Annotated in this window: 13 protein-coding genes; 1 reads left to right on the forward strand and 12 read right to left on the reverse strand. The window is 38.1% G+C overall.

Going from position 1 to position 14,170, the window contains the following annotated elements:
• Positions 1–94: 94 nt before the first annotated feature.
• Entirely contained in the window at positions 95–1,048 is a 954-nt protein-coding gene (locus VBD025_RS03705; RefSeq protein WP_430789391.1) for a ribose-phosphate diphosphokinase, read from the reverse strand.
• Positions 1,049–1,062: 14 nt separating this feature from the next.
• Complete coding sequence (gene glmU, locus VBD025_RS03710; RefSeq protein ID WP_430789393.1) at positions 1,063–2,442, reverse strand: bifunctional UDP-N-acetylglucosamine diphosphorylase/glucosamine-1-phosphate N-acetyltransferase GlmU; 1,380 nt, start codon at positions 2,440–2,442, stop codon at positions 1,063–1,065.
• 348 nt (positions 2,443–2,790) lie between these two features.
• Here glmU and VBD025_RS03715 point away from each other — a divergent pair.
• Positions 2,791–4,151 (forward strand): IS3 family transposase gene (locus VBD025_RS03715; RefSeq protein WP_430787785.1). Its coding sequence is split into 2 segments (ribosomal slippage): positions 2,791–3,247 and positions 3,247–4,151, totalling 1,362 coding nucleotides; the frame shifts between segments, so codons are not numbered across the junction.
• A gap of 688 nt (positions 4,152–4,839) precedes the next feature.
• Here VBD025_RS03715 and spoVG read toward each other — a convergent pair.
• From spoVG to VBD025_RS03765, 10 genes are all read right to left on the reverse strand, one after another.
• Positions 4,840–5,130, reverse strand: a complete 291-nt coding sequence (spoVG, locus tag VBD025_RS03720) for a septation regulator SpoVG (RefSeq protein ID WP_089530315.1) — start codon at positions 5,128–5,130, stop codon at positions 4,840–4,842.
• Between the two features lie 218 nt (positions 5,131–5,348).
• Positions 5,349–6,164, reverse strand: coding sequence for a pur operon repressor (gene purR, locus VBD025_RS03725; protein WP_430789395.1), 816 nt, complete (start codon positions 6,162–6,164; stop codon positions 5,349–5,351).
• A 56-nt stretch (positions 6,165–6,220) separates the two neighbouring features.
• Positions 6,221–7,087 carry a 4-(cytidine 5'-diphospho)-2-C-methyl-D-erythritol kinase gene (gene ispE, locus VBD025_RS03730; RefSeq protein ID WP_430791252.1) on the reverse strand — a complete coding sequence of 289 codons (867 nt, stop codon included), beginning with the start codon at positions 7,085–7,087 and terminating at the stop codon, positions 6,221–6,223.
• A 310-nt stretch (positions 7,088–7,397) separates the two neighbouring features.
• Positions 7,398–9,059: a peptide ABC transporter substrate-binding protein gene (locus tag VBD025_RS03735; RefSeq protein WP_430789397.1), complete on the reverse strand. Its 1,662-nt coding sequence runs from the start codon at positions 9,057–9,059 to the stop codon at positions 7,398–7,400.
• A gap of 199 nt (positions 9,060–9,258) precedes the next feature.
• Positions 9,259–9,441: a small, acid-soluble spore protein, alpha/beta type gene (locus VBD025_RS03740; RefSeq protein WP_430789399.1), complete on the reverse strand. Its 183-nt coding sequence runs from the start codon at positions 9,439–9,441 to the stop codon at positions 9,259–9,261.
• A gap of 166 nt (positions 9,442–9,607) precedes the next feature.
• On the reverse strand, positions 9,608–9,874 hold the full coding sequence (gene veg / locus VBD025_RS03745; RefSeq protein WP_430789401.1) for a biofilm formation stimulator Veg: 267 nt from the start codon (positions 9,872–9,874) through the stop codon (positions 9,608–9,610).
• 264 nt (positions 9,875–10,138) lie between these two features.
• Positions 10,139–11,008 (reverse strand): sporulation peptidase YabG, encoded by an 870-nt coding sequence (gene yabG, locus VBD025_RS03750; protein ID WP_430789403.1) that lies wholly within the window; start codon positions 11,006–11,008, stop codon positions 10,139–10,141.
• A gap of 243 nt (positions 11,009–11,251) precedes the next feature.
• Complete coding sequence (gene rsmA / locus VBD025_RS03755) at positions 11,252–12,136, reverse strand: 16S rRNA (adenine(1518)-N(6)/adenine(1519)-N(6))-dimethyltransferase RsmA (protein WP_430789405.1); 885 nt, start codon at positions 12,134–12,136, stop codon at positions 11,252–11,254.
• Positions 12,123–12,689 carry a ribonuclease M5 gene (gene rnmV / locus VBD025_RS03760; protein ID WP_430789407.1) on the reverse strand — a complete coding sequence of 189 codons (567 nt, stop codon included), beginning with the start codon at positions 12,687–12,689 and terminating at the stop codon, positions 12,123–12,125. Before rnmV ends, rsmA begins: the two co-directional genes overlap by 14 nt.
• 161 nt (positions 12,690–12,850) lie before the next feature.
• Positions 12,851–14,101 (reverse strand): ubiquitin-like domain-containing protein, encoded by a 1,251-nt coding sequence (locus VBD025_RS03765; RefSeq protein WP_430789409.1) that lies wholly within the window; start codon positions 14,099–14,101, stop codon positions 12,851–12,853.
• Positions 14,102–14,170: the final 69 nt, after the last annotated feature.

The following is a 14,170-nucleotide window of genomic DNA, read 5'->3' on the forward strand; positions in this document are numbered from 1 at the left end:
TAGCACAAGCCAAGCATAAATCCTTAATTTTATTTAATTAAATTATTAAGTCGCTAATTATTATTATTTCCCTCATTCACGACTCACTAAACCTCTAGTCGAAAAGTATGCTGACAGATTCCATTTCATGAACGCGTATAATCGCCTCACCAATTAATGGCGCTACCGAAAGCTGTTTGATTTTATCTACATACTTATCTGTTTCAAGTGGGATAGAGTTTGTGATAACAAGCTCTTTTATCTTTGAGTTCTCAATACGCTCGATTGCTGGTCCAGATAATACTGGATGTGTACAGCAGGCATAAACTTCTTTTGCTCCATTTTCAATCAGCGCGTTCGCCGCCAATGTAATGGTTCCAGCAGTATCGATGATATCGTCGATTAAAATAGCTGTCTTTCCTTCAATGTTACCTACAATATTCATGACCTCTGCAACATTCGGCCGCGGTCTGCGCTTATCAATAATTCCGATTGGCGCCTTCAGACGATCCGCCATTTTTCTTGCACGGGTTACTCCTCCGTGATCTGGAGAAACAATTATAATATCTTCAATATTTTTCTTCTTAAAGTAATCAGTCAGGATAGGTACACCCTGCAAGTGATCAATTGGCATATCGAAGAACCCTTGAATTTGTGGTGCATGTAAATCAAGTGTAATTACACGATCAGCCCCAGCCGTTTCCAGTAAATTCGCTACAAGTTTAGCTGTAATTGGTTCTCTGGAACGGGCTTTGCGGTCCTGACGAGCGTATCCATAATAAGGCATTACAATGTTTATTGATCTTGCTGATGCACGTTTACAAGCATCAATCATAATAAGTAATTCCATGATGTGCTGATTTACAGGAGAAGAAGTTGACTGAACAACATAAACATCACAACCGCGGATGCTTTCTTCAATATTAATCTGGATTTCACCATCACTAAACGCAGACACAGTACATTTACCTAAGTTCGTTCCAATGTGGTTTGCAATTTCCTCTGCTAATTTACGATTTGAATTTAACGTAAATACTTTCAAAGTCCGATCTTTATAGTGTGATGTCATGAAAAAAACCTCCGTTAATCTTTTTTTGTACTGTTTAGTTTTTTTGCATAGCCTTCCTTATTTTCCTGCCTCGCTCGTGCAACTGACAAAGAGTCTTCCGGAACATCTTTTGTAATAGTTGAACCTGCTGCTACAAATGAACCTTTTCCAATAGTTACTGGGGCTACAAGATTTGAATTACAACCTATAAAAGCATTGTCATCAATTTTCGTTAGAAACTTATTCTTTCCGTCATAATTGACTGTAATAGTTCCACAGCCAACGTTAACTCCAGTTCCTATTTCCGCATCTCCTATATAACTTAGATGGGAAACCTTGCTTTGATCGCCGATGACAGATTTCTTCACTTCAACAAAGTTGCCAATTTTTGCTTCATTGCCGATGGACGTTTGTGGTCTGATATGCGCATATGGACCGACAGTCACTCTTTCGCCTATCTGACTATCCTTAGCCACGCTCTGACGCACTACCGCACCATCACCAATTGTACAATTTGTGATTTCGGTATGAGGACCAATTTCAGCATTTGTTTTAATGAAAGAAGATCCATAAATCATTGTCCCAGGATGGATTACGACATCTTGCTCTATTATAACATCAGGTCCAATATAAGTATTGTCAGGATCTATAATCGAAACTCCATTGCGCATATGCATCTCATTAATACGCCTTTTCATTACTTTTTCAGCTTGCGATAAAGCTACCCGATCATTAACTCCAAGTGTCTCTTCATGGTTAGGAGTTAAGTAAGCGGATACCTTATCATCCTGCATGCGAAGTATTTCTATAACATCCGGAAGGTAATACTCCCCTTGTGCATTGTCATTTGATACTTTTTTTAATGCTTCGAATAGCGCTTGATTATCAAAACAATATGTACCCGTGTTTATTTCATTAACGGATTGTTCGCTTTCATTTGCATCCTTCTGTTCCACGATGCGTTCAACTTCACCATTACCGTTACGGATAACGCGACCATAACCAACAGGATTTTCTATTTTAGTCGATAGGATAGTTGCTTTTGCATTCTCTTTTTCATGGTGGGCAAAAAGCTCCTGATATGTTTTATCTGTAATTAACGGCGTATCTCCACAGACGACAATCGTGGTGCCTTCTTTATCTTTTAACAGTTCTTCAGCCTGTTGCACAGCATGTCCTGTTCCCAGCTGTTGCTCCTGAATAACAAACTTGCTTTCCGCGCCAAGCTTTTCACTTACAGCATCCGCGCCAAATCCAACAATCGTTACAATTTCATCTAAGTTAACAGTTTTAATCTGATTCATTACATGTTGTACCATTGGTCGACCCATCACTGGATGAAGTACTTTATACAATTTTGACTTCATTCTGGTTCCTTGACCTGCTGCAAGAATAACAGCATACCGATTTGTCATGAAGTACCCTCCATTCTGTTTATCCATTATGAATATATCTTAAAAAGCAAACGATTTCAACAGATACAGACAGATGAAGGCAAATTTATGTAGAGGTATTATTTACTAATTTCTTAACTGAAGCAGGTTGATATAAGTAGGTGCTCTCAGAAATAGTTTAATAAAACCATAATTCATTTTCACAATATCTCTATACTGAGACGTAATTTTATTACCAAGAAATGTTCTAAAGCTGCCGTCCAGGATCGCTGCGGGCGGATGCTTTCCGCGGGCACGGCTTCAGTCTCCTCGAGAAGATGCAGTGCACCCCTATAGTTGGACACCCAATTAACAATAGGAGGTGCCTGGATGAGAAAGATGACAGAGAAGGAAAAACACGATGTTGTGCAACGTTATATAAAAGAGAGTTATAGTTATCGGGGCTTAGCGAAAGAAAGCGGGATTGACGAATCTGTATTACGCTATTGGGTAAAATTATATGAGTATCATGGAAATCAAGCTTTTCAATTTCCCTATACAAACTATACGCCAGCCTTTAAGCTAGATATAATTACGTTTATTGAAGAGAAGAATTTCTCTCTTCGAGAGGCATCGGCGATCTTCCACATTCCTGATCCTGCTATGGTTCGGAAGTGGAAGAAAAAGTGGGAGACTGGTGGATTCGATGCCCTTAAACCAACACGGAAGGGGAATCCCCATATGACAGCACATCAAAAGAAAAATTCGAAGAATGAAAAACCTGCTAAGGATCCTATAGAGGAAATGCAAAAAGAACTGGAACACTTGCGTATGGAGAATGCCTATCTAAAAAAGTTGAGAGCCTTAGTTCAAAACAAGGAAAAATCACCAAACAAGACAAAGCGAAAGTAGTCTATGAACTAAGGGTCGAATTCGCGGTAAAAAAACTTATAAAGTTGGCAGGTATTCCGCGGAGTACCTACTACTACTGGGTAAAAACATTTAATCGAGCTGACAAAGATACCACATTAAAGTCATTGATCCAATCGATTTATCATGAACATGATGGACGGTATGGCTATCGTCGCATTCAATTAGAATTAGCAAATAAGGGATACCTAGTGAATCACAAAAAAGTGCAGCGATTAATGAAGGCGTTAGGCTTGAAAAGCCTTGTTCGCATAAAGAAATACCGTTCGTATAAGGGCAAAGTTGGTAAGACTGCTCCCAATATCTTAAATCGCGATTTCAAGGCGGAAAAACCAAATGAAAAATGGGTGACCGACATTACAGAATTTAAATTATTCGGAGAGAAACTTTACTTATCTCCTGTTCTTGATTTATTTAATGGCGAAATTATCTCCTACACGATTGGTTCTAGACCAACCTACTCCCTAGTCTCCGACATGTTAGAAGCGTCTTTGGAGCGCATCACGGATAATGATGAACTGATTATCCACTCGGATCAGGGGTGGCACTACCAGATGAAAAAATACCGCCAAGCTCTAGAGGAACGTGGCATCACACAAAGTATGTCACGAAAAGGAAACTGTTATGACAACGCCGTTATTGAAAATTTCTTCGGAATTATGAAATCTGAATTTCTTTATCTCAACCAATTTGAAAGCATAGATCACTTCAAACAAGAGCTAGTAGAATATATGGATTACTATAATAACAAACGAATAAAAACAAAATTAAAAGGAAAGAGTCCGATTCAATACCGAACTCTTTCCCAACAAGCAGCTTAACGAAAAATCTGTCCAACTTTTCGGGGTCACTTCAAGAGCGCTCTGCGGGGCCTTCAGACTCGTGCTGTTCCCGCAGGAGTCACCGCCCGGAACGATGCAGGACTGGTAAAGCGGTTTATGTCTTTGTTCTTACTCGTTACTAGTGCATTCTGAAAAAGAAATAGCTACCGAGAATGCACGTTATATATTCGTAAAATCCACATTTTGTCTAGAAATTTTGGTCTCAGGCAGTTAACTCCTGCTTGAGGAAAGTCAAGGTCACTGGAAAAGAGATAGATCTATAAAATTTAAAATCTCAACTTTAACTTAGCATCTTCGAATATACGTAGACTCCTGTGGGAACAGCGCGAGCTGAAGATCTAAGCAGGAAAGCGGTTTTTGCTTATCCGAGGAAGCTGAAGCCGTGCCCACGGAAAGCGAAGTATATTCGAAGTTGCGAAAATAGATTCAGCTATTTCGTACCACACTCAACTTTTTCAGTCGCCACCTACGACGGCGCAAGTAGGCTCATCAACAGCCCTAAGGTGCGCGACTGCCAGCAGTGGAAATTTCGTTGCTGTCACATCGTAGTTTCAAGAAATTTGATCATGTTATGAGTCGGTTATTCTCTCCACCCAATTCTTTTTTTAAAACAAAAAAAGAAGGCTAATCCCATAGATTAGTCTCCCCCTGTTTTTTAACGTATGTTTTAGGAAGCTCCTGCTTCTTCAAATTCTACTTCAGCTTCACCCACACGTCGATATTCTTCTAAAACTGCATCTTGGATTTTTCCACGTGTACCAGAGTTGATCGGGTGTGCTATATCTCTAAACTCACCATCTGGCGTACGTTTGGACGGCATTGCTACAAACAATCCATTGTTTCCATCAATCACGCGGATATCATGAACAACGAATTCTTGATCTAACGTAATGGAAGCAATTGCTCGCATTCTGCCTTCCGTGTTAACGCGGCGTAATCTTACGTCAGTTATTTCCATGATGTTTCACCACCTTTTCCCTTTTGAACTTACTTATGCATAATTCTACAAAACATAATGAATTCCTGCTAAATATTAAAAAAAAATTAAAAATTTAATTAAAAAGAATGAAAAGTTAAATGATTATCAGTAAATTAGGTATTTATACCTACCAAAAAATAGATTTCTCTATAAAAAAAAAGATGGAACCCTTTCTGAAAGGTTTCATCTTTTTAACTTTATTTTGATTGAAAATTTCCTGGATTCACATCAATTTGCTTTTGTTTCAAATCAACGTGTGTGATTTTAACTAAGGATAGGTAGTCTTCTACTACTCTTTCGTCCTCTTCGTCGTCGGCTTCTGCAAGTACACCAATACCTTTAACATTCGCATTAAATTCTGCTAAAAGACTGACTATACCATTAATGGTACCTCCAGCTTTCATAAAATCATCGATAATACAAACATTGGCGCCGTCCTTCAAGCTTCTTTTCGGCAGAACCATCGTTTGAATCTTTCTTGAAGAACCTGACACGTAATTAATGCTAACGGATGATCCTTCCGTAACCATTGGATCACGCCTTACAATTACAACAGGAACATTTAGGAAAGAAGCCACTGCATAAGCTAAAGGTATCCCTTTTGTCGCAACTGTTACAACCGCATCAATATTAGATTGAATAAATTCAGATGCGAAAATTCTTCCGATCTGCTTCACCAATACCGGATTCCCCAAAAGATCACTCATATACAGGTATCCACCAGGTAATAAGCGTTCTGGATCTTCCAATGTTTCACATAACTCCTGAATAAATTGTTTACTTCGATTCGCAGCATAATCTGGAATATATTTCACTCCGCCTGCAGCACCTGCAACTGTTTCTAACCGTCCAATTCCTTCATTCGAAAAAACTCTATCTATAATATCTAAATCCTCACTAATAGAGGACTTTGCAGCATTATAAAGAGCAGAGAAATAAGGTAATGAAATATGCTCTCTCGGATTCTCCAGAAAATAATTTGTCAATGCAACTAAACGATCGCTTCTTCTCATAACAGCACCTCTAAAACCGAATATTTAATTATAAACATACCATTTTTATACGTGTTTTAGCAAGTGTTAGATTCACCTTTAATCCGAACTACGTAAACTTCGTCACAAAAACCTCGTAGCCCATTGTATATCCGAATCGCTTTATGCTGGTGCTCAACCAGTCCAACAATAGTTGGGCCGCTTCCGCTCATTAAAACTCCGTTGGCTCCGGCTTTAATCATTTTTTCTTTAATTCGGTGTACATTTGGATACAATTTCATTGTGACAGTTTCTAATACATTACCAGAGTGATCACAAAGTTTACCGAAGTCTTTTTCATCAATTGCTTCCAGCACTTTTGAAGTATTGGGATGCACAAGATTATCTAATGTCAGTCTGTTAAATACCACTCTTGTGGAGACGCCGACATTAGGCTTCGCAAGTATTGCCCAGGTTACAGGGGGAGAAGGAAGCTTTTGAAGGATTTCTCCTCGTCCTCTGGCAATGGCAGTATCACCATACACACAAAAAGGCACATCAGAACCAATATCAGCACCGATCGCCGCTAAATCGGAAAGCGGCCTGTCCAATCCCCATAATTTATTTAAACCACGTAATACGGCGGCAGCATCGCTACTACCGCCTCCTAGCCCTGCAGACACAGGAATATTTTTTTCAATTTCAATACGTACACCTTTTGGGATGTTATAGGTATTCTTCAATGCAAGAGCTGCTTTATAAGCTAAATTCCGTTCATCATTTGGAACATATTGATTATCTGCAGACACGTCAATACAATCAACTTCTAATGAAGTCAACGCCACACGATCAGCCAAGTCAACAGTCGTCATAACCATCTCAACGTCATGAAAACCATCATCACGCTTTCTCAGAACATCCAGCGACAACGTAATCTTCGCCGGCGCATTTTCAAAAAACACCATAACACCACCCCCAAATCTAAACAAATTGTATCATATTAGAAAAGCGAAGGCGACTGCTTAGAAGCAGACGCATAAGCAAGGGACCGAAGAACGCTTGATTTTAGCGTTCGAAGTGTCCATTGCTTATGACGGCAGCTTCTAGGAGCCGTAGCTAGACAGAAAAGAAAAGCGTAGTGGGCTTGTACAGCGACGACTAGCATAGTCAAAATACCGCAGAGCACGTGTAAGCTAGAAATGAGATAAGCGAAAGAAACTTACCAAAAAATCCCTTGCAGCTATAAAAAGCTGCAAGGGATTTTTTACAACAAGACTATTTATTGATGGAAGCCCATTTCCATTCATACGTTTGTCCAAACGGATTGCTAATTACACCTTCTACATAAGGTTTCACTAATTGTGCACGTGCACTTTGGTAGATTGGCGCAATCGCTGCATCTTCAAATAAGATTTTTTCCGCTTCTAAAAATGCGTTATAACGCTTTACTGGATCTAACACATAGTCAGTTGCTGATTTCTTCATAAGTTCATCATACTTAGGATTTGAATATCCCATTTTATTGTACTGACTATCTGTAATATACATGTTTAAGAATGTATATGGATCAAGATAATCTGGACCCCATCCATAAAACTGAAGATCGTAGTTCATATTTTCGCTTAATGTCAATCGCTGCTCAAACGGAACTTGCTTCAGATTTATTGTTAAACCTTCTAGATTAGTTTCTAATTGATTTGCAAGGTATTCATTCATGTTTTTAGATGTTTCGCCATCACCAGCAAGGAATTCAAGTTCTACAGTTTCTTTACCGATTTCCTCTAGACCTTTTTCCCATAGTTTTTTAGCTTTTTCCACATCATAAGTTACTAAGTCACCACTAACTTCACGGAAATCCTCGCCGCCTTCTGGCATAGAAACAAATTCTTTCGGTACCAGTCCGTTTGCAACAATCGAACCGTTATTTAAAATTTCATCCACGAGAGCTTGTTTGTTAAACGCACGACTTATTGCTTTACGAATATTTTTGTTAGCTAAAGCTTCAGAAGTGGTTTGATTAAATTTGAAATAGAACACTGACGTTTCTGGCGTAACTTTGTAATCTTCATTACTGGCATATCTATCTACAAGATCAGCAGAAAGTCCTGCACGGTCTACTCTACCTTTTTCATACAAGTCTACAGCTACTTGTGGATCTTTTACTACATCAAATGTAATTTTTTCTAAAGATACAGTTTCAGCATCCCAGTAATCTTCATTTTTAACTAGGTTCCAGGATGACGTAGTACTATCCCAATCCATTAGTTTAAATGGACCATTGGACAGTAGGTTCTCCGAGCTGGTTGCATACTCATCGCCTTTTGACTCCACAAACTTCTGGTTTAATGGTAAAAACGTTCCAAAAGTAGTTAATGACTCAAAGTACGGAATTGGTTTTTCTAGTGTTACAACTACTGTGTAATCATCTTTAGCTTTAATTCCTAAGTCTTCCACGGGCAATTCACTGTTACTGATTGCGGTAGCGTTTTTAATAACGCCATTCATCATATATGGACCATACTCTGACCCAGTTTCCGGATTGATTGCACGACGCCAAGCGTATACGAAGTCATGTGCAGTAACTGGAGCTCCATTAGACCATACAGCATCTTCACGCAATGTGAATGTCCATGTTAATGCATCTTCACTCACTTTATGCTCTGTAGCAATCCCATCAACAATTTCTGCATCTTTCCCAAGACGGTAAAGACCTTCTGTTGTAGCACCAAGAAATTGGAAACCATATTCATCGGCTGCCAATGAAGAATCCATAGATGGTATTGTATCACCGTTTGTCAGGTTAAGTGTTTGTTCCGCTTTACCTTCACTGCCTGAATCACTATTGTTTGAATCTGAACTATCACTTGAACAGGCGACCATAAAAATACTTAATAGTATACCTATCGTTAATGGTAATGAATGTTTTGAAAATTTCATTTAAAAATTCCTCCCCTTAAGTATGTCTGAGCATGTAGATGAACCTTGATTAAAATTATACATTTCTTAATTTAATACTGCACGTAATACAATCTTAACGAAATTGTAATGATTGACATGCCTATATCTGCGAAAAACAAAATGGTAAAAAAGAACTACAATATTGCATTCATTATAATGAATAAAAAAAGGCAAACCCCTAGGGTCTGCCTTTTTGCTGCATGCCTTGCTCGGCCATTTCTATTGCACGTTTCACCATATTCCCTGCATCTCTTGATTTAATGCCGCCCCAGCCTTCTTGCTGTACTGTGTCGTAAAAGCCTAACTCTTTAGCAATTTCTTCTTTCAATTGATCAGACATCATACTCCGTCGTCTTCCCATGAAAGAACAACCCCTTTCTAATTGAGCTTGCCTTGTGTTACGACACTACTAGCATATGTGTTAACGTAAAACCTAATCCCGTTATATGTATACAAAAAAGGAAATATTTTATCGGATAGTTTGAAATAAGTACGAGAAAATAAAAATAGAAGCAGTAAACGAATGTTTACTGCTCCATAGCTATTGCTTGTGTACGATCATCTTGGAAGCTTAGTTCTACTGTTTCTGTTAAAACGTCTGCATAGCTGTATGAAACACGTTCGAATGCGTTTTCGTCTTGATCAAGCTCAACAATGAAAACGGACGGATAAGTTTCTGCCAATATTCCACACCGTTCAATCGTCTTTCTTCTTCCACCGTTGGCTTTCAATTTTAATCGTTTACCAATGTGTCCTTCAAGACCCTGCTTAATTTCTATTAATGTTTTAGCCAATACACTCCACCTCACTCCTTATATTATAGCACGTGCTTGTATTAGCGTCAAGTAAAACTTTATATTATAACAATATATCTTTTTTAATGTCAACAACTAATTCACGTTTTGCTGTTATTATTTCAAAAAGGCAGCAAATTATGTAAAGAAATTTAAAATAACTGCTATCTTTTCCAAATAAACCAAATAAATTTCTTTTAACAGTTTGCATATGGGAAGATGAAGCATGTAGATTTTCTAAGCGAATAGAAAACCTACATGTTGTTATTCATCCGTTGAATCTTCTAAATATGGCATTCCCGTTCTCATAAGACCACGTGTTTCGATTCCGCCCATTCCTTTTTCCCCAGTCAATGTATTGCGAAGTACATCCCATACGCTTACTTTCTCCATAAATGGGGTGTATGCAATTTTAGCGGCTATATAAACGGGGTCTAAGGCATGTATATTAATACGTGATGGAGAACTCGCGTAATTTGCGCCAGCTCGTATAAGTGACTCAAAATGGGATTGACATGCACCAGCAAAAATAACCAAGTGATCAAGTTGTGGAACGATTTGCCTTGCTTCCCGGACGGTCTCTACAAAATATTTCGAATGACGATATGCACGCAAATCACTTTTGGTTCCCTTATTTTTAGAAAACGAATCATGCCCTGTAATAACAATAATATCCGGATGAATTTTTTCAATTAAGGGACCTATTTCAAGTGGCATGTCTTTTTCGTTCACATACACGCCATGCACTTGCAGCCCAACACGTTGATATAGTTCAATACACTTCTTTAAATAATTCCGATCACCATCAATATGCAATACCTTAGCAGGCAAATGAAAGTAAGAAGATTCATGTTGGAACCCGTCTGTCGCTTGAAACTCTCGTTTTTCTTTCATAAACTGATAATCTTGACGAAACAATCGATACGAAAATTCTTCTTCTTCCTTTTGTTTTTCCCGTTTTTTAATTAATTCTCTCTCTTTCACACGTACCAGATCTGTTAATGGTGCATCCACTTCCAACCGCAGGTCCTTTCCATGTAATATAGCATTGTTGCCTGAGATAGAAGAAATGCGAAATAACAAATCGTGGTTATATGAAATACGTGAAACAATATCACCTGTTATTAGCTCCATTTTGTCACCTCACAGCCTTCGCATCTTAGTTGCATTTATACAGCAGGAAAGAATTTATGTTTTCTTAACTGCTAGGAAAGCTTTCATATATCATACCTTATGTTAAAGAACCCAAAAAGGTTAAAAACACCTGTTAGAAAACTTGGTTTACCGCCAGTCCTTAATAGTTTTATTTATACAGTAAGAAAGTACCTACAAACAAGAAAAAAACTATCTCTTCACTTAAGAAGAGATAGCATAGTTTTAGTTGTGTGTGGCATGAAAAAAGAAATTAGCTAACGCAGCGAACTCTTCAATTGTTAAGGACTCTCCGCGTCGCATTCCATCAATGCCAATTTTGTCCAGCATGATCGAGATAGCTTCTTTGTCATATTCTTCACTTAAGTAATTTGTTAAATTATTACGCAATGTTTTCCTGCGCTGACTGAAACAAGCTTGTACCATTGAGAAAAAATACTTTTCATCAGCTACATGCACAGGTGGTTCTTCTCTTAAAGTCAGTTTAAGAACTGCTGAGTCAACGTTTGGTTGAGGCATAAACACACTCTTCGGTACATGCATAACGACTTCAGCGGTAGTGTAGTACTGAATAGCAATAGTTAAGGAACCATAGCTTTTCGTACTTGGCTTAGCTGCCATTCTTTCGGCAACTTCCTTTTGAATCATTACGGTAATCGTGTCAACAGGTAACTTTTCCTGCAATAACTTTGTCAATATTGGTGTAGTAATGTAATAAGGTAAATTGGCAACAACATGAACGTCTGGATAATCTTTGAAGTACTCCTGGATGGAAATCTTCATATCAGCTTCCAAGATATCCTGATGAATCAGCTCGATATTGTCATATTGTTTTAATGTGTCGCCCAGTATTGGAATCAACCGTTGATCAATCTCATAGGCAAGCACTTTTTTTGCATGCAGTCCTAACTGTTCCGTCAATCCGCCAATACCCGGTCCAATTTCTATTACGCCGGACTCTTTATCTATTCCTGCGTGATTAATTATATTGGCAAGAATGTTTGCATCGATTATGAAGTTTTGTCCTAAGCTCTTTTTAAAGAAAAATTTATATTTAGCTAATATTTCCTTAGTTCGTGTTGGGGTAGCGATATATTTATTCGTACTCATTTTTTTCCTCCTGTAGTACTTGCTGAATTGCCTGCTCAAATTGTGTGATAGTTATCTGGAACATAATTAAGCGTTTTAAAAGCTGCTTTCCGTTCGTATGTCCGATTTGTAATAATTCGCTCAGTCTGTCTCTTCTATAGCTTGCTCTTGGCCCACCGATTAAACCATATTTAATTAAATCTGATTTATCGATTCCACTTTCATGAAAATCCTTTAACTCATAAACGTCGTGCAACGCCTTTTGAATGGATTCAATAGAAGCGTGCTCAATACCAATTCCTTTATTGTTCTTAGCCCGGGCATCATCTCTTTTTAGAAATGCATGCTTGCAACCAGGAACGTGCTCATTAATGATATTGCGAATGCGTTGTCCAGGATAATCCGGATCAGTAAAAACAATTACACCACGTTTAGCCTGTGCGTGTTGAATCTGTTTTAATGTCGTTTGGTTAATTGCAGAACCATTCGTTTCTATTGTGTCCGCATCAACAGCGAGGTGAATTTTGACAGTATCGTCTCGACCTTCCACAACTATTATTTCTTTTATTTTCACTATTATTTCCTCATTTCAAGCATTAGAAAACTTGGTCTATCGCAAAGCCTTTATGGCGAAAACCTTAGTTGCTTATGCATTAAGAAAATTTTTATACTTAATTACCTGCAAAAAATAATGCTCTTACCATTTTAGCATGGTAAGAGCATTTATATCATGTATTAATTCAAAATGGTTACTTTTACTGTTTTGCGACCAAATGCATACGCAGCACTTTTGGAAGAAAAATGTATATCAATACGGTTTCCATGAATGCTCCCGCCTGTATCAGCAGCAACATATTCGCCATATCCTTCGATATATACACGCGTACCAAGTGGAATAACACTTGGATCAACTGCTATTACTTTAGCATTTGGATTTGCATTTAAATTTATTCCAGTTGCTGTATAACCTGAACATCCAGCACAACTTGCCGTGTAGGCACTCGCATGCATGTATAAAACATTACCACTGCGCTTTTCTTTTTTCGGTTCTGGTCTAGGTTCAGGAGCTGGCGCAGGTGCCGATTCCTTCTTTTGAGTGCTTGCTAACGTCACAAGATCCGTCCGTTCGACCTTTGTGCCTATAGCAACTACTCTAGATTCACTGTCTTCCTTAACTTCTTCGCCAATTAACTTTCTACTAACTTCTTTACCGTTTTCTTTGACTACTTCATAGGTTTTTATTACAGTACCTTTCTTACCTTCAGATACTACACGTTTTTCACCTTTAGTAAGAGAACCGTCTTCTTTTTGTTCTGTCTTAAAAGCTACAGCTTCTTCAACCTCAACCTCAGCTTTTTCCACTCGAACAATGTTTATTGGATTTTCAGAAGAAACTTGTTCCTTTAAATCAACATTTAATTTGTCAGATTCAGATAGCTTAATTTTGTTATTATCCAATAATTGCTCAACAGTTCCACCAGTAGTCCAGAGTTTTTTCTCATTGCCACCGTCGTTAACTGCTACCTGAAATCCTTTATCGATTTTCAGTTTAAGCCCATCAACAATTTTGTCGTCTGCTTTATGTGAAACTTCATCATGCTTCGTTAATGACAGATTGTTATCTTCCAAAAATTCACCAATTGTTGCTGCAAATGTATGGAACGCTTTTTCTTGACCATCTATTGTAACCAATACCTGTGTCGATTGCTTGTATGTAATCTGCATGTTGTCTTTTATTTTTGTGTCACCTGTATGAGAAATTGCGTCATGTTGACCAACTACAATACCTACTTCTTTTAACACTTCATCTACTGTGTTTGCATGTGTTGTCACTGTTTCTTTTTCCCCATTGTTCATTACAACTACTTGTGTTTTTGTAGCTTCCATAACTACCAAAGTCGAAAAAATGACGAGTGCTAATACACCAATACTTGAAATAACCAGCTTCATTTTAGATGCCGGCAAGAGCTTTGAAATAATCTTCATGCTTTTTGCCTCCCCTTATATCGACCTCGATTATATAAACAGTTATATGTTAAGTCAAAGTATATAGGG

The organism is Virgibacillus flavescens (genome assembly GCF_050574275.1).
GTDB classification, from domain to species: Bacteria; Bacillota; Bacilli; order Bacillales; family Amphibacillaceae; genus Virgibacillus_F; species Virgibacillus_F flavescens.